Below are 17892 nucleotides of genomic sequence, written 5' to 3'. Positions count from 1 at the left end.
CGGGTTTGACCCTTGAACAAGTCCGGATCGTCCTGATGAATAGTATCATAGGCAACGGCTTCTGTCGTGACCTCTAGCTCTGGTTTCACCTCGACCAAGCTTGGTGCTCCCTCACTTGGGATTGAGGTGGATTCTACCTTAGTGCCTACTGCTATGATTTCGGTAACTGGTTCTAAGGTTACAGTGTTGGATTTGACTTGACGGACCTCCTTACCATCTACAGTCGTCACTTCCGTTAAGATAGTGCGCTCACCTGCTACGCCTGCTCGAATAAGGCGAGTTTCACCCTTAAGCAAGTCTGGATCGTCCTGATGAATAGTATCGTAAGCAACCGCTTCTGTCGTGACCTCTAGCTCTGGTTTCACCTCGACCAAGCTTGGAGCACCTTCACTTGGAATTGAAGTGGATTCTACCTTAGTGCCTACTGCTATGATTTCGGAAATTGGCTCCAAAGTCACAGTATTGGATTTGACTTGGCGGTCTTCCTTGCCATCCACAGTCGTCACTTCCGTTAAGATAGTGCGCTCACCTGCTACGCCTGCTCGAATGACACGGGTTTGACCCTTAAGCAAGTCTGGATCGTCCTGATAAATAGTATCATAAGCAAGAGCCTCTGTTGTAACCTCAAGTTCTGGCTTCACCTCTACCAAGCTTGGAGTACCTTCGCTTGGAATTGGGGTGGATTCTACCTTATCTGCTTGTGGAGAATTAGGTTTTGTATTTTCATTTCTAGAAACTTCTCCATTTCCCCTTACAAAATAATAGCCTGTAAATTCATAACCCTCAATCTTTTCTGGACTAGGCAAAAATTCTCCTGCAACTGTTTTGACAAGTGCTGGACGAAGCTCTACTAAGTTCTCCAAGGCAGAAACTGATAGAGCAGTCCCACCTACAGCCAAAACTGTCACTAGAAAGAGAGAAGCTCCCTTTCGCTTTTTAATGAGAGTGAGCGAAACTAACAAGATTCCTGTACCTAGCACAGGCAGGATGGCATTTGAAAACAAGCCAGTATCAGGTAACTTCGCCGCAGATTTACGGTAGACGAAGTAATAATCCTTACCTTCCTCCACTTGGATAGCATTCTCTTCAAACCAACGTAGTTCAGCCTTCAAAGATTCAGGTAAATCTTTGTCTTCCACATAGTGTGACACTAGCTGGGGAATCCTTTCCTCTGCAACCACACCATTTTCACTTGTGCCCACAAAAAATAAACTCGTTCCCAATAAGACGGAACAAGTTCCTACTGCATACTTCCTCAAAGAAAAGCGTTGTTTTGCTTTAAAATGATGTTCTTTCATAATAAACTCCAATTTCGTATCTATTCCTTCTCACAGTATATCAAAAATAGTAAACGCCTACAAAAGATTTGAATAAAAAATTACCATATTTAGCTTCTTTATCCAGTTTTAAAGAAATCCATCCTTATTCTTTGCAAAGATTCGAAGTTCGAGCTTTATTTCTCAAATGTTCTTCCAATATCCTGCCACTGAAGGAAAAGATAGCATTGATACAAATCGATTAACTTTTCAAAAATCATAAGAAAAGTAAATACGATTTCTTTGTTACAGAGCAAAAAAACCACAAGTAAAATCAGTTTTTCTGACTTCACTTGTGGTATGTTTTATAAATATCTTTACTGAATTCTAGCAGAACTCCAAAGCCATTTGCCTATCTCTTTTTCACCGACATTGAGGATATGTCTCGCAAACTAAAGTAAGTGAGAACAAGCATAGCTACTGTAATAAAGAATTCTGTTGGCAGTTGGAAGATTTGTAAGATTGACAACATCAATAGAATCAATAGGGAAACGAAACCAAAAACAAGAATTACAATATTAACCGTCCCCTTGATACTTTGAGGTGTCGCAAATACATAGAGTAAGAGTAATAAAATCCCTATGATTAAATAGACCATTTTCTGCTCTTTCTAGCTTTTATTCAGCTGACTTTTTCTTTTTGTTTGCTTTCTCACGCTCTGCCTTGTTAAGGATTTGCTTACGCAAACGGATAGATTCAGGAGTTACTTCCATGTACTCATCGTCGTTCAAGAACTCAAGAGACTCTTCAAGGGTCAAGATACGAGGAGTCTTGATAACCGCTGTTTGGTCCTTAGTAGCTGAACGAACGTTGGTCATTTGTTTCGCTTTCGTGATGTTAACTGTCAAGTCGTTTTCACGAGAGTTTTCACCAATGATCATTCCTTCGTAAACCTCAGTACCTGGGTTGACAAAGATCGTACCACGTTCTTCGATAGACATGATTGAGTAAGTTGTAGCCTTACCAGCATCGATAGAAACAAGGGCACCACGGTGACGACCACCAATTTCACCTGGAATCAATGGCAAGTACTGGTCGAAGGTATGGTTCATGATACCATAACCACGAGTCATTGACAAGAACTCTGTTGAGTAACCAATCAAACCACGCGCTGGAACAAGGAAGACCAAACGAGTTTGACCATTACCAGTTGAAATCATATCCAACATTTCACCTTTACGTTCAGAAAGACTTTGGATAACAGAACCTTGGTATTCTTCTGGAGTATCGATTTGAACACGTTCAAATGGCTCACATTTAACACCATCGATTTCTTTTACGATAACTTCTGGACGAGATACTTGAAGTTCATAGCCCTCACGACGCATTGTTTCAATAAGGATTGACAAGTGCAATTCTCCACGTCCTGAAACAGTCCATTTATCCGGTGAATCTGTTGACTCAACACGAAGTGAAACGTCTGTTTGCAACTCAGCTTGAAGGCGCTCTTCAACCTTACGAGAAGTGACCCATTTTCCTTCACGACCAGCAAATGGTGAGTTATTAACCAAGAAAGTCATTTGAAGAGTAGGTTCGTCAATGTGAAGAACTGGCAATGCCTCAACTGCATCTGTTGGAGTAATGGTTTCACCGACAAAGATATCTTCCATACCTGATACGGCAATCAAATCACCAGCTTTGGCTTCTTGGATTTCACGACGTTCCAAACCAAAGAAACCAAAGAGTTTTGTAACACGGAAGTTCTTGGTTGTACCGTCCAATTTAGAAAGGGTAACTTGGTCCCCAACCTTTACACTACCACGGAAGACACGTCCGATACCGATACGGCCTACAAAGTCGTTGTAGTCAAGAAGTGACACTTGGAATTGAAGGGGCTCATCTGAGTTATCAATCGGAGCTGGGATGTGGTCAATAATGGTGTCAAAAATTGGCGCCATCGTCTTTTCTTGGTCTGCTGGATCATCTGATAATGAAGATGTTCCGTTGATCGCTGAAGCATAGACTACTGGGAAGTCAAGCTGGTCATCATCTGCACCAAGCTCGATGAAAAGTTCCAAGACTTCATCTACGACTTCTGCTGGACGAGCTGATGGTTTGTCGATTTTGTTAACGACAACGATCGGCACAAGGTCTTGTTCCAAGGCTTTTTTCAATACGAAACGAGTCTGTGGCATAGTTCCTTCGTAAGCATCTACGACCAAAACAACACCGTCAACCATTTTCATGATACGTTCAACTTCTCCACCGAAGTCCGCGTGTCCTGGTGTGTCCATGATGTTGATACGAGTTCCGTTGTAGGCAACTGCTGTATTTTTCGCAAGGATGGTGATTCCACGCTCTTTCTCAATATCGTTTGAGTCCATTGCACGCTCAGCTAATTCTGTACGCGCGTCAAGAGTTTCAGATTGTTTCAACAATTCGTCAACGAGGGTAGTTTTACCGTGGTCGACGTGGGCGATAATCGCGATATTACGGATATCTTCTCTTAATTTTGTCATGATTTCCTCTATTGTATTCAAAAATTTATTTTCTAACTGAACGATTATACCACAATTTTAAGCAAATGACTTAATTCAAGCAAGTGTAAATGTTTTCAAAAGAAAATTCATTCCTTCTCTTTTCTTTTCAAAAATCCTGACTTGTGATAAGATAGGCTGGTATGCGTTTAGATAAATTATTAGCCCAGGAAAAAATCAGCCGTAAGGCCATGAAACAAGCTCTTTTGAAAAAAGAAATCTTTGTAGATGGACACGCTGCTCGTTCCCTTGCACAGAATGTTGATACAGGGTTGCAAGAGCTGATTTTCAAAGATAGAAAAATCCAAGGATATGAACACACCTACCTCATGCTCCATAAGCTAAATGGAGTCGTAACTGCAAGCAAGGATAAGAAACTCCCAACGGTCATGGACCTCCTTCCTCAGCATCTCCAGTCTGACCAACTCTACGCCATCGGTCGTCTGGATCGGGATACGACAGGACTCCTCCTCTTAACGGACAATGGGCCTCTAGGTTTTCAACTCCTCCATCCTCAATACCATGTCGATAAAACTTACCAAGTAGAGGTCAATGGGCCACTAACTCCCGACCATATTCAAGAGTTCAAAGACGGGATTGTCTTTCTTGACGGAACTATTTGTAAACCTGCTCAACTTGAGATTTTATCCTCAAGTCCTAGTCTCAGCAAAGCCACTATCACCATCTCTGAAGGAAAGTTTCATCAAGTCAAAAAAATGTTCCTCTCTGTTGGTGTCAAGGTCACTGCCCTAAAACGAGTTCAATTCGGGAATTTTATATTGGACCCTGACCTAGCAGAAGGTGATTTCCGTCCTCTAAACAAAGAAGAACTGCGGTTTATTAAAACATACTTAGAAAATAGTGGATAAAACAAAAAAGCTTTATACTTCAAAGCTTTTTTGTTATTGCTTATCCATAAACTCTCGCTATGGCTACAATCAAGTTTATTACAAAAACTACAATACCTACGATATTGAGAGTTCGTTCTTTTTTATAGTCTAGTTCAGGTTCTTTTTGAAGTGAGATAGCCAAGACTAGACCAACGATACCCAAAAACAGGCCTACGAATGGATTTAGTAATCCGAGAACAATAGATAGGATACCCACTATAAGTGGATTTTTCTTCTTTTCTTGCATTTTTCAATAAACTTCTTAAATTTTTTAACCCATTCATTATACCATACAATTTGGCTTTATCTATTAGGTAACAAGTTTTAGAACTATGCAAACTTGTCCCTGAGCCAGAAAGAATTGAAAATCATTAAAAACCACTTAACGAAAAGTGGATAAAACAAAAAAAGCTTTTAAAAATAAAGCTTTTTTTGTTAGAATCCTGATTAGTGCATCATTAAGAAGAGTCCTGCAACCCAGTTAATTACAGAAACTACAATCCCTACGATATTAAGAATTCGTTCTGTTTTATAGTCTAATTCAGATTCTTTTTGATGTGAATTAGCCAAGACTAGACCAATGATCCCTAAAACGAGACCTACAATTGGAGATAGCAAACCAAGGACGATAGATAGGATACCTAAAACAAGTGATGGTTTTTTCTTTTCTTTCATCTTCAAAAAACTCCTTAAATTTTATACTAACAATTATACCATAAAAAGCCGAGACTTTATATTAAACATATGTGACAAGTTTTTTCACATTGTTAATTAGACTTCACCTTGCCAGTCCATGAATCCAATCCGTAAGAGAGGATATAGATTTCTGAGAAGCCTTGCTTTTTCAAGAAAAGTGCTGCATTGGTCACACGTTGCGCACGTTGGTTTTCATATAGAAGGACAGGTTTATCCTTGCGAAGAGCTGCAAGACTTGTCTTCAATTGATTTGAAGGAATATTACGAGCTCCAAGGATATGTTTTCTGTGGAAGTCAGCTGGATCACGCAAGTCAATTAACTGACCTGTACGAATCAAAGACTCAAACTCTGCATTGTCTACAATTTTCGCTGCACGACGAATGCGAAGGTAGTTGTATCCCATCCAAGCCAACATCGCTACAATAAGTCCCCATAATATCCAAGTTACCATATTACCTAATCTCCATTTTTTTCTAAATAGTCTAATTCTAGTTTGTGCTCTCTGCGAAGAACAGCTTCTGCTTCAAGATAATCTAGCTTGTCCATCAAGCCTGCATCATAAATCCGTGATAGTTCAATCTTCATCAGTTCAATGTCATAGAGACGTTTTCCCATATAAACAATGATACCAAACTGTTTTAGATATTGTTGCACATCGTAGAGTGTTTTCATAGCTCTCATTTTAGCAAATAATCAGAGTTTTTTCAATAGTTCCCTAATAGTTCGGAGTAGGTTTCCTTTTTTCACTATTATCTGAATTTCTTTACACTATGACAAAGAAGAAATCCTAGAGTCATTCCAACAACATTTTGCATGAGATTTGGGATGATTTCTGGAATAGCTGCACCCCAACCATTCATCCAAGCTGATGCTAAGGCATAACCAGCTACCATGAATAGAGTCGCCAAGACTAATCCTAACCATTGCCATTTCCCTTTAAAGCCTGCAAAATAGCCTTGCAAACCATGATTGATTAAGCTAAAAATCATCCACTGAGGGTAGCCTGAAATGAGGTCAATGAGAAATCCTGCTAACCCCCCGACAACGGCTCCTTCACGGCTTCCAAAGTAAAAGGCTGTGAAGAAGACTCCAACGTCCAAAAGTGTTAGAAATCCAGTTGGTGTTGGGATTTTTATAAAATACCCCAATACGACAGAAGTGGCTGCTAAGATAGATACTAGGGCAATTTTAGTTGTTTTGGTTTGCTTCATACTGTCTCACTCCATATTGATCTGCTTGTGCAATGGCACGGTAAACAAAGGCTTTGGAAGTTTCAATTGCTGGTAAGAGTTCTTCTCCCTTAACTAGCTGGCTAGCAATACTTGACGCAAAGGTACATCCTGCCCCAGCATTTTGTCCTTGAATGACTGGGTTTTCAAGAATGGTAAAATTCTCTCCATCATAAAAGACATCTACAGCCTTATCCTGACTGAGACGATTTCCTCCCTTAATAATGACTGCTGGCGCTCCTAAGCCATGTAATTTCCCCGCTGCAGCTTTCATATCATCCAGACTTTCAATCTTTTGATCTGCAAGCAACTCTGCCTCAGGAAGATTGGGAGTAATCACAGATACATAAGGGAAAAAGCGAATCAACTCTTGACAGAGTTCGCTAACTGCAACATCATGCGTTTCCTTACAAACCAATACAGGATCCAGAACGACAGGGACTCCTGATCTTTCCTTGATGAAATTCAATGCTTTCTCAGCAACACCAACAGTCGGCAAGAGACCAATCTTAATCCCTCCAAAGTCTACGCTTTTAAGACTATCCAACTGTTGTTGAAAAATAGTCTCATCCGTCGGGAAGACCTCAAAACCATTTTCTGTCAAGGCAGTCAAGCAAGTCATGGCTACAAAACCATGCAAACCATTTAAAGTATAAGTCGCAAGGTCAGCAGCTAGTCCACCACCACTAAAAATATCATTTCCTGAAAGTGCTAAAATACGATTATTCTTCATAACGAATCTCCTTTAAATACAATCCATTAGGTGCTGCAGTTGGTCCTGCCAACTGTCTGTTTTTTTTCTCCAAGATGAGGTCAATCTGTTCAACTGGCATACGGTTGTTACCAATTTTCAGCAAGGTTCCAACCATATTTCGAATCTGCTTATAGAGGAAGCCATTGCCTGAGAAAGTAAAGGTCAAAAATTGTCCTGTTTCATCAACCCTAAGACTAGCTTCCGTGATCGTCCTGACCTTATCCTCTACACTAGTACCTGATGCCGTAAAACCAGTAAAATCATGGGTCCCCTCAAGCTTTTTGACAGCCTCCTGCATCCGTTCCACATCGAGTGGGTAGGGAAAGTGAGTAGCATAATGACGTCTCATAGGATTTTTAGGACGCCCTCTATCCACGATAAACTCATAGGTCTTGCTATGCTTGGCATAACGGCAATGAAAATCGTCAGCCACTATCTCAATCGAAATCACATCGATATCTTCAGGACTTTGGGTATCAAGAGCAAAGCGAAGTTTTTCCTCATCCATCTGATAGGGGAGATCGAAGTGGATGACCTGCCCTAAGGCATGAACACCACTGTCCGTTCGCCCAGCACCATGTATTGTAATGGCCTGTCCTTTATTTAATTTGGTTAGAGTTTTTTCAATTTCCTCTTGGACACTACGCGCGTGAGGTTGCCGCTGAAAACCAGCAAAAGCATAGCCATCATAAGAAATTATAGCTTTATATCTAGTCATGTATCTATTTTATCAAGAAAATTTCTCTGCAACAAGTTTGAAAACCGAAAATTGCATGGGGACAGTTATTGATATAATCTAATTCTTATCTAGATTTTATCATCATATATTTTCGTACAGGTGCTTCAACCATTTGAACGATTTCAAATCCTTCTTTTTGGTAAAGATTGTAAGCTGTTTGATTTGCCTCGTAGACATTTAGAGAAATAGTATCTATGTCTTCATTTTCAAAGGCCAAACTAACAAATTTCCTTAAAGCCTGGCTACCTAAGCCCTGCCCCTGTTTCTGAGGATTGATAAAAAATCTCCCGATATGAAGATTCCTGTCTTCTAGCCTGATTTTCTGGATAAGCCCCACAAACTCTTGTCCATCAAATATTGAAAAAATTCCTTCCAAATCTTGCAAGACTTGAATTGCCAAGGGAAAAGGAATCATTGGTCCCATCCATTGCTTCTGAAAACTTTCTCCCAAAGCATTAGACCAGCGACAAATGAGTTGGGCATTTTCTATCTGAAGTCCTTTTTCAAAGTGAATTTTCATATTTGCTCCTAAAATTTTTCCTATATCCAACTATTATACTCTTTCTCTTATTTTTTCCGAATAAATAAGTATGATTCATCTTTACTTTTTTCTTGTTGGAGCTATTTTTGCTTCCTTTCTTGGATTGGTCATTGATCGTTTCCCTGAGCAATCCATTGTTTTCCCTGCTAGTCACTGTGATTCTTGTCAGACTCGCTTGAAATCACTGGATTTGATTCCGATTGTCTCTCAAGTAGTCCATGGCTTTCGCTGTCGCTATTGCAAGGCCCACTATCCTTTCTGGTATGTTCTCTTTGAGTTGTGCTTGGGACTACTCTTTTTAACTTTTTCTTGGGGATTTCTAACTTTGAATCAAGTCATTTTGATTGCCGCTGGCTTGACCTTAGGCATCTACGACTTTCGTCATCAGGAGTATCCCCTACTGGTCTGGATGACTTTCCACCTAATCCTCATGGCTTCCTCTGGCTGGAATCTGGTCATGGTCTTCTTCCTTGTCCTTGGAATTTTGGCTCACTTTATCGATATCCGCATAGGGGCAGGGGATTTTCTCTTTCTGGCTTCTTGTGCACTCGTCTTTACACTTACAGAAATTCTGATTTTAATTCAATTTGCTTCCACGACTGGTATCCTAGCCTTTCTCCTACTAAAGAAAAAGGAAAGACTACCTTTTGTGCCTTTCCTCTTACTGGCTGCTTGTATGATTATTTTGGGTAAGCTACTGCTTGTTTGATAAAGTCCAATTTCTATCATATGTCCTTCATGAAATTATTTCACAGTTAAATTATAAATTATTTCTTTTATACAAAGGAATGATATTATCAAATTGATCTGTTCTTTTATCTTCTTGATATTGATCAAAAAATTTCATTTCGACCGAAAATATTTCGCTTATAAACTGTAAACGAATACTTTGTTTAGACATTATCGTCGCTAGACTGACTAGACGATTACTCAAAACAACGTCCAGAATACTCTTTACTTTGCTTGGTTTTTTTACAAAAATTTGATCATCCAAAGGTTCAATAATTTTGTAACCTTTTTGCGCAATTTGACGATAAAAGTAAGAATGTTGCTTTGGAGTCAATAATCCTAACTTAAAAGCTCGATACTCTAAAGCCTGTATCGAAACATTCAAATCCGACTTCAATAAAATATAACTATCAGGATTGCTAACACGTTTCCCTACCCTCTCTTCAAATTTGACTAAAAACTCTTCTTTTGGCAATAAAAAACATGATGCAAAATAATTTGCTTCTTGCTCCAAACAATCACCATCTTCATTCATATCTTTATATTTGTGCAAAAGAATATGTCCTAGCTCATGAGCTAAATCAAAATTTCGACGTACAGATGATTTATTCGTTCCCAATACAATATAAGGTCTTCCCGATTTTGACCATGCGCTATAAGCATCAGCTTGACCATTAATGAGTCGTTCCACGATATAGATTCCTGAACGTTCTAATTTATAAAGCAAATCATGATTATCTTTTGAAATGCCTAATTTTCCTCTGGCGTAAAGAGCCAATTCCTCAATAGATTCTCCCTTATGATAAGATTCACTCACTACATTACTTAGGTCATGAATTGTAATATTAGGTATAATTACAAAACTTTCAAAATAATCAATCAAACTATCTACCTTATGTAAATACATAGTTTGAATATCTATTGTTTTCCGTGTTGCTAGATCTGCATTTCTAAAGGCAATTACAGAAGAATCAAATCGAATGCTCTCTTCTTCCTGTTCAAAATAAGTTAAATCAACATGAAATTGGTTGGCCAAATGCAGTCTAGTTGATAATTTAGGTTTCGTTTCGTTAGACTCAAACTGCCAAATGGCTTGTTCCGTTAAATTAATTCTCTGAGCCAATTCTGCTCTACTTAAACCATTTAACAGCCGTAATTCTTTCAATACCCGACCATTAAACATTTACATACTCCTTACTACTTTTGAGCTTCTTGTTTTTCTATTCTTGGAATAATTTCAAAATCTTCTGTTTCCGATAATTCTGAAAAATTAGGAATATCTTGATATTTAGCTTCTTCGAAATGGTACGAACTTGATTGAATATACTCAGACAAATCCTGAATCAAGTGTAACTGACCAGTTCGTGCATCAGGCATAACAACATCTACAGATATAATATTGTTTTCCGAGTCCGCCTCATAAGTTAAAATCATAAATTTTTCGATATTCGAATTTTTAGTAGCTTGTTCAATTTCTTGAATCATTTCATCAGAAACTAACTCCATCTGAATTGGAAAAGAATGACTATCTTCATCATTTTTGTAGGAAGAATGTTGATTAAGATAAAGTGTATTCATCCTAGCATATTCAAATAAGTAGCCACTCTTATTTTTTTGTACCAAAGGAAATTGGCTCGTAAGTCGCTTCTTACCCTTTATAATTAACAATACTTTCCCATATTTTTCTGTATTTGTTTCAAATTCTAAATATCCCCAAGTCTGTCCTGCTAATTGTAATTTATACTCAAACAAATCTGCTGATGCAAATGCATTATCAATATGATTAGGTCGCGTCCATGCATAACCATTCGACACTTTCATTGTCTCTCTTTTTTCTAGACGTTCATCTACATAATCTTTTTGACCTTTCATCAAAGTATCTACAATTTTTTGTGCCTTGAGCGAATCAAAGAGATCCTGATTCAACATAATTTTTCCTCCTCCGAATACTTTTTAATGAATTATATCATTTTCTTAAAGAAATTACTACAATAATTAGCTTTTTCTTAAAGTTACATATCAGAGTAACTTAGCAAATGATATCTAAAACTGGCCTTTCTCCTACAAAAGAAAAAGGAAAGACTTCCTTTCGTGCCTTTCCTTTTACTCGCTGCTTGTGTGATTATTTTTGGTAAGCTACTGCTTGTTTGATAAAGTCCTCAATTGGCTCTCCTTGGTGGAGAGCTTTTACAATTTTCGAACCAACGATAACGCCATCTGACACCGCATTAAAGCGTTCTACATCGGCTTGACTAGACACACCAAAACCTGTCAAGACTGGGATGTCAGCTACTTGATGCAATTGTGCCAAGTGCTTATCCAAGTCTGCACGGTAATTGCCTGACTTCCCTGTCACCCCGTTAATAGCAACGGCATAGACAAAGCCTTCTGCTCCCTTGATCAACTCTTTCTGGCGCTCAATTCCTGTTGTCAAGCTGACAAGTGGAATCAAGGCTATGTCTGTACCTGCCAAAAAGGGCTCTACAAAGTTAGCGTGCTCATGAGGGAGGTCTGGTATAATCAAGCCCTTGACTGCTGTATCAGCAAGTTCTTTAACAAATTTCTCCACACCGTACTGAAAGAGGGGGTTAAAGTAAGTCATGATGATAATTGGGATTTCTGTTTCAATGGTTTTCAAGGTTTCAACCAAAGCCTGGGTAGAGGTTCCGCGAGCTAGGCTACGCAAGCCAGCTTCCTCGATAACAGGACCATCTGCAACTGGATCCGAGAAGGGAACTCCCACTTCAATGGCTGAAACACCCAAGTCTTCTAAAAAGTGAATTGTTTCACCGAGACCATCTAATCCTTTTTCGTGGTCTCCAGCCATGATATAGGGAACAAAAATTCCCTTTCCAGTTGCTTTGATAGCGTTCAGTTTTTCTGTTAGTGTCTTAGGCATGAGCTTCTCCCTTCTTTGCTGCGTCTGCTTCCAAACGGTCTTTAACTTGAACTACATCCTTGTCCCCGCGACCTGATAGACAGACAATCATTGACTTGTCTGGTCCAAGTTCTTTGGCTAATTTCACCGCAAAGGCGATAGCGTGACTAGACTCTAAGGCTGGGATAATCCCTTCCACACGAGACAAGAGTTGGAATCCTTCCAAAGCTTCCTCATCTGTCACAGGAACATAGGTCGCACGCTTGATATCGTGGTAATGAGAATGTTCTGGACCGATACCTGGGTAGTCTAAACCTGCTGAGATAGAGAAGGCTTCTAAAATTTGACCATGAGCATCTTGGAGCACATCCATGAGCGAACCGTGGAGAACACCTGGTCTACCCTTGGTCAAGGTTGCTGCATGATGCTCTGTATCCACACCTAGTCCTGCCGCTTCAGCTCCATACATAGCCACTGACTCATCTTCCACAAATGGATGGAAAAGCCCGATAGCATTCGAACCTCCACCAACACAGGCTACTAGGGCATCTGGCAAATCTTGCCCTGTCAAGTCACGGTACTGTTGTTTAGCTTCTCGACCGATAACACTTTGGAAATCACGCACAATTTCTGGAAAAGGATGAGGCCCCAAGGCAGAACCAAGGATATAGTGGGTATCATCGATGTTGGCTACCCATGAACGAAGGGCTGCATTGACTGCATCCTTGAGCACGCGCGAACCATCTGTTACAGCTTCCACCTTGGCTCCCAAAAGTTCCATACGGAAGACATTGAGGGCTTGGCGTTTAACATCTTCCTCACCCATATAGATAGTACATTCCATGTTAAAGAGGGCCGCAGCAGTTGCAGTTGCCACACCATGTTGACCGGCACCTGTTTCAGCAATAATTTTCTTTTTGCCCATGCGTTTAGCGAGAAGAACTTGGCCCAAGGCATTGTTAATCTTGTGTGCACCTGTATGGTTGAGGTCTTCACGTTTGAGGTAAATCTTGGCTCCGCCGATATGCTGGGTCAAGTTTTTTGCGTAGTAAAGAGGAGTTTCACGTCCCACATACTGGCGCAAAAGTTGGTTTAATTCCTCTTGGAAACTTGGATCTGCCTGACTTTCACGATAAGCCTTTTCCAACTCCAAAACTGCTGTCATCAATGTTTCTGGGACGAAACGTCCGCCGAATTTTCCGTAAAATCCATCTTTATTTGGTTCTTGATATGCCATGCTTAACCCTCTCTATAAATCTTCTAATTTTTTCATGATCTTTTTGTCCGTTTGATTCTACTCCACTTGATACATCTACTGCAAAGGGAGTAAAGTGTTGAATCGCTTCTTCTACATTATCCTCATTGAGCCCGCCTGCGATGAAGAAAGGCTGAGATAGTTCTGTCGTATCCAGTTGCTCCCAGTCAAAGGTTTGACCGCTTCCTGCCACAGGTGCATCAAAAAGTAGATAATCTGCCTGTGAACTTGGTACATGACCATCTCCATCCACCTGCACTGCCTGAATGCTGGCACAAGGTAATTTCTCAAACAAATCATCTGCCACCTGACCATGAATTTGTACCATGTCCAAGCCAACCTTTTCAATCGCTTCTAGTAATTCTTCCCGATTTGGTGAAACAAATACCCCAACTTTATTGACATTTGTAGGAATGATCTTAGCCAGCTCTGCTGCTTGTTCCAAGGTCACCTGTCTTTTGCTAGGTGCAAAGACAAAACCGATGTAGTCGGCCCCTGCTGACACAGCTGTTTCTACCGCTCCTTTGGTCGATAGTCCACAAATCTTAACCTTTGTCAATCTGCAACTCCTTGATTCTCTGGGCTACATCTTCTGCCTGCATGAGGGCTGTTCCTACCAAAATTCCGTTAAAGTAGGGTGCAACTCGTTTCGCATCTGCTTCTGTAAAAATAGCAGATTCAGAAATGTACAAGCAATCGTCCTTAAAGTATTGGGCCAAGTCTACACTAGTCTGCAAGTCAACTTCAAAGGTAGTCAAATTACGATTATTCACACCGATAATTTGAGCTCCAAGGCGGTGGGCTACTTCTAGCTCTGCTAGATTATGAGTTTCCACTAATACTTCTAGACCAATCTCTGTCGCATAGTCATACAGTTCCTTGAGGCGTTCTTCTGATAAAGCCGCTACGATGAGTAAGATAACTGTTGCACCTGCATTGCGAGCACGGATGATTTGCTTTTCATCGATGATAAAGTCCTTGTTTAAAGTCGGAATCTCTACCTGACTGGAAATCTCACGAAGATAATCCAAATGACCTTTGAAGAAAACTTCGTCTGTCAGAACAGAAATCATAACAGCGCCGTTAGCCTCGTAAGTCTGGGCCTGTTGCACAATATTCACATCGAGATTGATATCTCCCAGACTAGGGCTAGCCTTCTTAACTTCAGCGATTACCTGTAAACGGTCTTGGTGTTGTTTTAGATAGTCAGCCAAGCGATAGGTCTGGCGCAGGGGCTGGATTTGCTCCAACTCCATCTGCTCGACCTCACGCGCCTTCTGCTCCAAAATTCGTGATAAAAATTCCTGACTCATTTTTGGTACTCCTGTAACAGTCTGAGTTTTTCAAGGGCCTTGCCACTAGCAATCACTTGACGGGCCAAGGCCACTCCTTCCTTGATACTAGCCACCTTACCATTGGCGTAGAATCCGAGACCTGCATTTAAGACTGTTGTTTCCAAGAATGGACTTGGTTCGTTATTAAGAACACTGACAAGAATTGCTGCATTTTCATGAGCATTTCCCCCACGAATGTCTTCGATAGCGTAGCGTTGCATTCCCAAATCCTCGGGAGTGAAGCTTGACAAGGTGATTTCGCCATTTTCAAGAAGAGCAATCTTGGTTGTTCCATTCAAACCAGCTTCATCCAACCCTTCTGGCCCAGCAACCACGATAGCACGTTTGCGACCCATATTTTTCAAAACCTGAGCTGTGCTTTCTAGAAGTTCTGGACGACTAATTCCAAGAAGCTGTGTTTCCAAGGCCATTGGATGAATTAGGGGACCAGTCAAGTTCATAATCGTTGGGATTCCCAACTCCAAACGAGCTGGCATGATGTATTTCATAGCTGGGTGCATATTTTTGGCAAAGAGAAAGACGATTCCAGTTTTATCAAAGACCTTACCTAGTTCAGCTGGTTTGAGGTCTAGATTGATACCCAAAGCTTCGAGGACATCTGCAGAACCAGATTTAGAAGAAATCGAACGGTTTCCGTGCTTGGCCATGTGAACACCGCCACCAGCCAAGACAAAGGCTGCAGTTGTGGAAATGTTAAAGCTGAAAGACTTGTCCCCACCAGTACCACAGTTGTCCATGGCATCATGGATTTCAGTTGGAATGTGTTGGGCATGTCCTCTCATGACTTGGGCAATGGCTGTGCGCTCTTCAGGTGTTTCCCCCTTCATCTTAAGGGCCAAGAGGAGAGAAGCAATCTGCGCCTCAGTTACACGCCCAGTTACGATACGCTCAATAACGTCCGTCATTTCCACACCTGATAAATTTTCAAATTTTGCTAGTTTTTCAATAATCTCTTTCATCCTAGTTTCCTCACTTTACAACATTCTCGATAAAATTCCGAATAGAAGACAAGCCATCAGGCGTTCCGATACTCTCTGGATGGTACTGGAAGCCATAAATTGGAAGGGTTTTGTGTTGGATTCCCATAATGGCCTGGTCATCAGTCGAACGAGCTGTCACTTCAAATTCTTCTGGCATTTCTTCAATCAAAATACTGTGGTAACGCATGACCGCACGGCCGTCCTCAATACCTTGATACAAAACAGATGGCGCTTCAAAACTGATATTGCTCTGTTTCCCATGCATGACTTTTGGTGCCAAACCTAACTTCCCACCAAAAACTTCTGCGATGGCTTGGTGACCCAAACAAATCCCTAGAATCGGTTTCTTGCCTGCAAAGTCACGAATCATATCTTCCATCTTTCCAGCATCAACTGGCCAACCAGGGCCAGGAGAAAAGACCAGACCATCCGCTTTTTCAGCTTCTTCATACAGCTTGGGATCATCATTTCTCAAGACTTGCACTTCTGCAAAATTCCCAATGTATTGGGCCAAGTTATAGGTAAAAGAATCATAGTTGTCAATCAATAAAATCATGGTCTTAGTTCTCCCATTCTAGTCATAGATTTAGCCTTGTTAATGGTTTCTTGGTATTCGTTTTGGGCGATAGAGTCGTAGACAATCCCTGCCCCAGCCTGAACATAAGCTGTTTGATTTTTGAGAATCATGGTTCGGATGGCAATGGCGAAATCCATATCACCCGTCGCAGACAAGTAGCCGATTGCTCCTGCGTATACGCCACGTTTTTCTGTTTCCAGTTCATAGATGCGTCTCATAGCACGAATCTTTGGTGCTCCTGAAACTGTTCCAGCTGGAAGTGTAGCTTTCAAGGCATCCATGGCAGTGAGTTCTGGAAGCAAACGCCCCTTGACCACACTGGTCAAATGCATAACATAACGGAAGAGCTCCACTTCCATATACTTGGTAACTTGAACACTGGCCGTTTCAGAGATGCGGCCGATATCATTACGTCCCAAGTCTACCAACATCCGATGTTCTGCTGTTTCCTTCTCATCAGAAAGCAGGTCAGTCGCCAAAGCCTTGTCTTCTTCATCCGTGGCCCCTCTTGGTCGTGTCCCTGCAATCGGATTAGTTGTTACGATGCCATTTTTAACGGAAACCAAACTTTCTGGACTGGCTCCAATGATTTGATAATCCCCAAAATCATAGAAATAAAGGTAATTAGATGGATTGGTCACGCGGAGATTTCTGTAGAAGTCAAATGGATTTCCAGTAATCTCTGCTGAGAATCGCTGACTGAGTACGCATTGGAACATATCGCCATTTCGAATCAAGTCGCGTGCTGTTTCTACCATTTCTTCAAATTTCTGAGGCGCGATATGTGGTCTAAACTGAAGTGGAGAAACGTCCAAATCTTCAAATTCATTAGGAGCAGGAATTTTCAACTCTCCTAAAACTTGGTTCAAAGCCACTTCTAGTTCTTCATTACTACGTTCACTGTAAAGAGCATCCTCTATGACATGAATTTTTTCTTTCTTATGGTCAAAAACTATATAACTCTCATATACGAAGAAATGCATATCTGGCGTTCCAATCGTATCTTCTGGAATTTGACCAATTTCTTCATAGAGAGAAATCATATCGTAACCAACAAAGCCAATAGCTCCACCACCAAAGGGTAGATCTGAATGGTGCTGGCTCTTACGAGTCACTTCATAAAGGAAATCCAAGGGATCACAATCAATCACTTGCCCATTTTGATAAAGGACTCCATTTTCGAACTTAATTTCAAAAACTGGATTATAGGCCAAGATAGAAAAACGAGCTGTTTCCTTGTCTCTCGGAATACTTTCTAAGATAACCTTGTGCTCCCCCTTTAGGCGCATATAAGCCAAAATTGGTGATAAAACATCTCCATGAATGATTCGTTCCATTGTAATTTCCCTTTCAGTTCTTCTTAAATTCCGTGTTGATGCTACAAAAAATCCCCACGCAAAATAACTTGCGTGAGGACGAAATTCGCGGTGCCACCTCAATTATAGGATTTCTCCTATCTCTCATTCCTGCCTCAG

Annotated in this window: 22 protein-coding genes and 1 pseudogene; 3 read left to right on the top strand and 20 right to left on the bottom strand. The window is 40.7% G+C overall.

Annotated elements, in window-relative coordinates:
- The 3 genes from O3658_RS07560 to typA form a co-directional block, all read right to left on the bottom strand.
- A partial coding sequence (locus tag O3658_RS07560) for a G5 domain-containing protein (RefSeq protein ID WP_371560518.1) occupies window positions 1-1298 on the bottom strand: 1298 nt, incomplete at its 3' end.
- Window positions 1299-1668: 370 nt separating this feature from the next.
- The gene (locus O3658_RS07555; protein ID WP_371560516.1) at window positions 1669-1914 is read right to left on the bottom strand and encodes a DUF3165 family protein; all 246 of its coding nucleotides are present in this window, start codon (window positions 1912-1914) and stop codon (window positions 1669-1671) included.
- Window positions 1915-1933: 19 nt separating this feature from the next.
- Window positions 1934-3775 carry a translational GTPase TypA gene (gene typA, locus O3658_RS07550; protein ID WP_371560514.1) on the bottom strand — a complete coding sequence of 614 codons (1842 nt, stop codon included), beginning with the start codon at window positions 3773-3775 and terminating at the stop codon, window positions 1934-1936.
- A 161-nt stretch (window positions 3776-3936) separates the two neighbouring features.
- Here typA and O3658_RS07545 point away from each other — a divergent pair, with 161 nt between their 5' ends.
- Window positions 3937-4662, top strand: a complete 726-nt coding sequence (locus O3658_RS07545) for a 16S rRNA pseudouridine(516) synthase (protein ID WP_371560512.1) — start codon at window positions 3937-3939, stop codon at window positions 4660-4662.
- A gap of 40 nt (window positions 4663-4702) precedes the next feature.
- Here the strand turns inward: O3658_RS07545 and O3658_RS07540 are convergent, their stop codons facing one another.
- From O3658_RS07540 to O3658_RS07505, 8 genes are all read right to left on the bottom strand, one after another.
- Window positions 4703-4930 carry a DUF4190 domain-containing protein gene (locus O3658_RS07540; protein WP_371560510.1) on the bottom strand — a complete coding sequence of 76 codons (228 nt, stop codon included), beginning with the start codon at window positions 4928-4930 and terminating at the stop codon, window positions 4703-4705.
- Window positions 4931-5130: 200 nt separating this feature from the next.
- On the bottom strand, window positions 5131-5358 hold the full coding sequence (locus tag O3658_RS07535) for a DUF4190 domain-containing protein (RefSeq protein ID WP_371560508.1): 228 nt from the start codon (window positions 5356-5358) through the stop codon (window positions 5131-5133).
- A gap of 92 nt (window positions 5359-5450) precedes the next feature.
- Entirely contained in the window at window positions 5451-5831 is a 381-nt protein-coding gene (locus tag O3658_RS07530; protein ID WP_371560506.1) for a rhodanese-like domain-containing protein, read from the bottom strand.
- Between the two features lie 5 nt (window positions 5832-5836).
- Entirely contained in the window at window positions 5837-6061 is a 225-nt protein-coding gene (locus O3658_RS07525) for a YqgQ family protein (protein WP_049529907.1), read from the bottom strand.
- Between the two features lie 68 nt (window positions 6062-6129).
- Window positions 6130-6591 (bottom strand): ECF transporter S component, encoded by a 462-nt coding sequence (locus tag O3658_RS07520; RefSeq protein ID WP_075227789.1) that lies wholly within the window; start codon window positions 6589-6591, stop codon window positions 6130-6132.
- A complete protein-coding gene (locus O3658_RS07515) occupies window positions 6569-7342 on the bottom strand; it encodes a bifunctional hydroxymethylpyrimidine kinase/phosphomethylpyrimidine kinase (protein ID WP_371560503.1) in 774 nt (257 codons plus the stop codon). The genes O3658_RS07520 and O3658_RS07515 overlap by 23 nt, the downstream gene beginning before the upstream one ends.
- A complete protein-coding gene (gene truA, locus O3658_RS07510) occupies window positions 7332-8081 on the bottom strand; it encodes a tRNA pseudouridine(38-40) synthase TruA (RefSeq protein ID WP_371560501.1) in 750 nt (249 codons plus the stop codon). Before truA ends, O3658_RS07515 begins: the two co-directional genes overlap by 11 nt.
- Before the next feature lie 85 nt (window positions 8082-8166).
- A complete protein-coding gene (locus O3658_RS07505) occupies window positions 8167-8622 on the bottom strand; it encodes a GNAT family N-acetyltransferase (RefSeq protein WP_371560499.1) in 456 nt (151 codons plus the stop codon).
- Between the two features lie 70 nt (window positions 8623-8692).
- Between O3658_RS07505 and O3658_RS07500 the strand changes: the two genes are divergently transcribed.
- The gene (locus O3658_RS07500; RefSeq protein ID WP_371560496.1) at window positions 8693-9352 is read left to right on the top strand and encodes an A24 family peptidase; all 660 of its coding nucleotides are present in this window, start codon (window positions 8693-8695) and stop codon (window positions 9350-9352) included.
- Window positions 9353-9403: 51 nt separating this feature from the next.
- On the opposite strand, the gene O3658_RS07495 is transcribed toward O3658_RS07500, so the two are convergent.
- Window positions 9404-10555 (bottom strand): ImmA/IrrE family metallo-endopeptidase, encoded by a 1152-nt coding sequence (locus tag O3658_RS07495; RefSeq protein WP_075231470.1) that lies wholly within the window; start codon window positions 10553-10555, stop codon window positions 9404-9406.
- Window positions 10556-10569: 14 nt separating this feature from the next.
- Entirely contained in the window at window positions 10570-11301 is a 732-nt protein-coding gene (locus tag O3658_RS07490; protein ID WP_075231471.1) for a hypothetical protein, read from the bottom strand.
- A gap of 120 nt (window positions 11302-11421) precedes the next feature.
- Between O3658_RS07490 and O3658_RS07485 the strand changes: the two are divergent.
- Window positions 11422-11523 (top strand): annotated as a pseudogene (locus O3658_RS07485) (prepilin peptidase); the annotation flags it as partial.
- Here O3658_RS07485 and trpA read toward each other — a convergent pair.
- The 7 genes from trpA to trpE are packed head-to-tail and all read right to left on the bottom strand — an operon-like array spanning window position 11495 to window position 17754.
- Window positions 11495-12271, bottom strand: coding sequence for a tryptophan synthase subunit alpha (gene trpA / locus O3658_RS07480; RefSeq protein ID WP_371560493.1), 777 nt, complete (start codon window positions 12269-12271; stop codon window positions 11495-11497). The pseudogene O3658_RS07485 and the gene trpA sit on opposite strands and share 29 nt — an antisense overlap.
- Window positions 12264-13487: a tryptophan synthase subunit beta gene (gene trpB / locus O3658_RS07475; protein WP_084925140.1), complete on the bottom strand. Its 1224-nt coding sequence runs from the start codon at window positions 13485-13487 to the stop codon at window positions 12264-12266. Before trpB ends, trpA begins: the two co-directional genes overlap by 8 nt.
- Window positions 13465-14064 carry a phosphoribosylanthranilate isomerase gene (locus O3658_RS07470; protein WP_371560490.1) on the bottom strand — a complete coding sequence of 200 codons (600 nt, stop codon included), beginning with the start codon at window positions 14062-14064 and terminating at the stop codon, window positions 13465-13467. Before O3658_RS07470 ends, trpB begins: the two co-directional genes overlap by 23 nt.
- Entirely contained in the window at window positions 14051-14818 is a 768-nt protein-coding gene (gene trpC, locus O3658_RS07465) for an indole-3-glycerol phosphate synthase TrpC (protein WP_371560488.1), read from the bottom strand. The genes O3658_RS07470 and trpC overlap by 14 nt, the downstream gene beginning before the upstream one ends.
- On the bottom strand, window positions 14815-15819 hold the full coding sequence (gene trpD / locus O3658_RS07460) for an anthranilate phosphoribosyltransferase (protein ID WP_371560486.1): 1005 nt from the start codon (window positions 15817-15819) through the stop codon (window positions 14815-14817). Before trpD ends, trpC begins: the two co-directional genes overlap by 4 nt.
- A gap of 10 nt (window positions 15820-15829) precedes the next feature.
- A complete protein-coding gene (locus tag O3658_RS07455) occupies window positions 15830-16396 on the bottom strand; it encodes an aminodeoxychorismate/anthranilate synthase component II (RefSeq protein WP_033679778.1) in 567 nt (188 codons plus the stop codon).
- The gene (gene trpE, locus O3658_RS07450; protein ID WP_371560484.1) at window positions 16393-17754 is read right to left on the bottom strand and encodes an anthranilate synthase component I; all 1362 of its coding nucleotides are present in this window, start codon (window positions 17752-17754) and stop codon (window positions 16393-16395) included. The genes O3658_RS07455 and trpE overlap by 4 nt, the downstream gene beginning before the upstream one ends.
- Between the last annotated feature and the right edge of the window lie 138 nt (window positions 17755-17892).

Source organism: Streptococcus sp. 27098_8_69 (genome assembly GCF_041432445.1).
Lineage (GTDB): Bacteria > Bacillota > Bacilli > Lactobacillales > Streptococcaceae > Streptococcus.
This window is presented reverse-complemented; position numbering and strand designations above follow the sequence as displayed.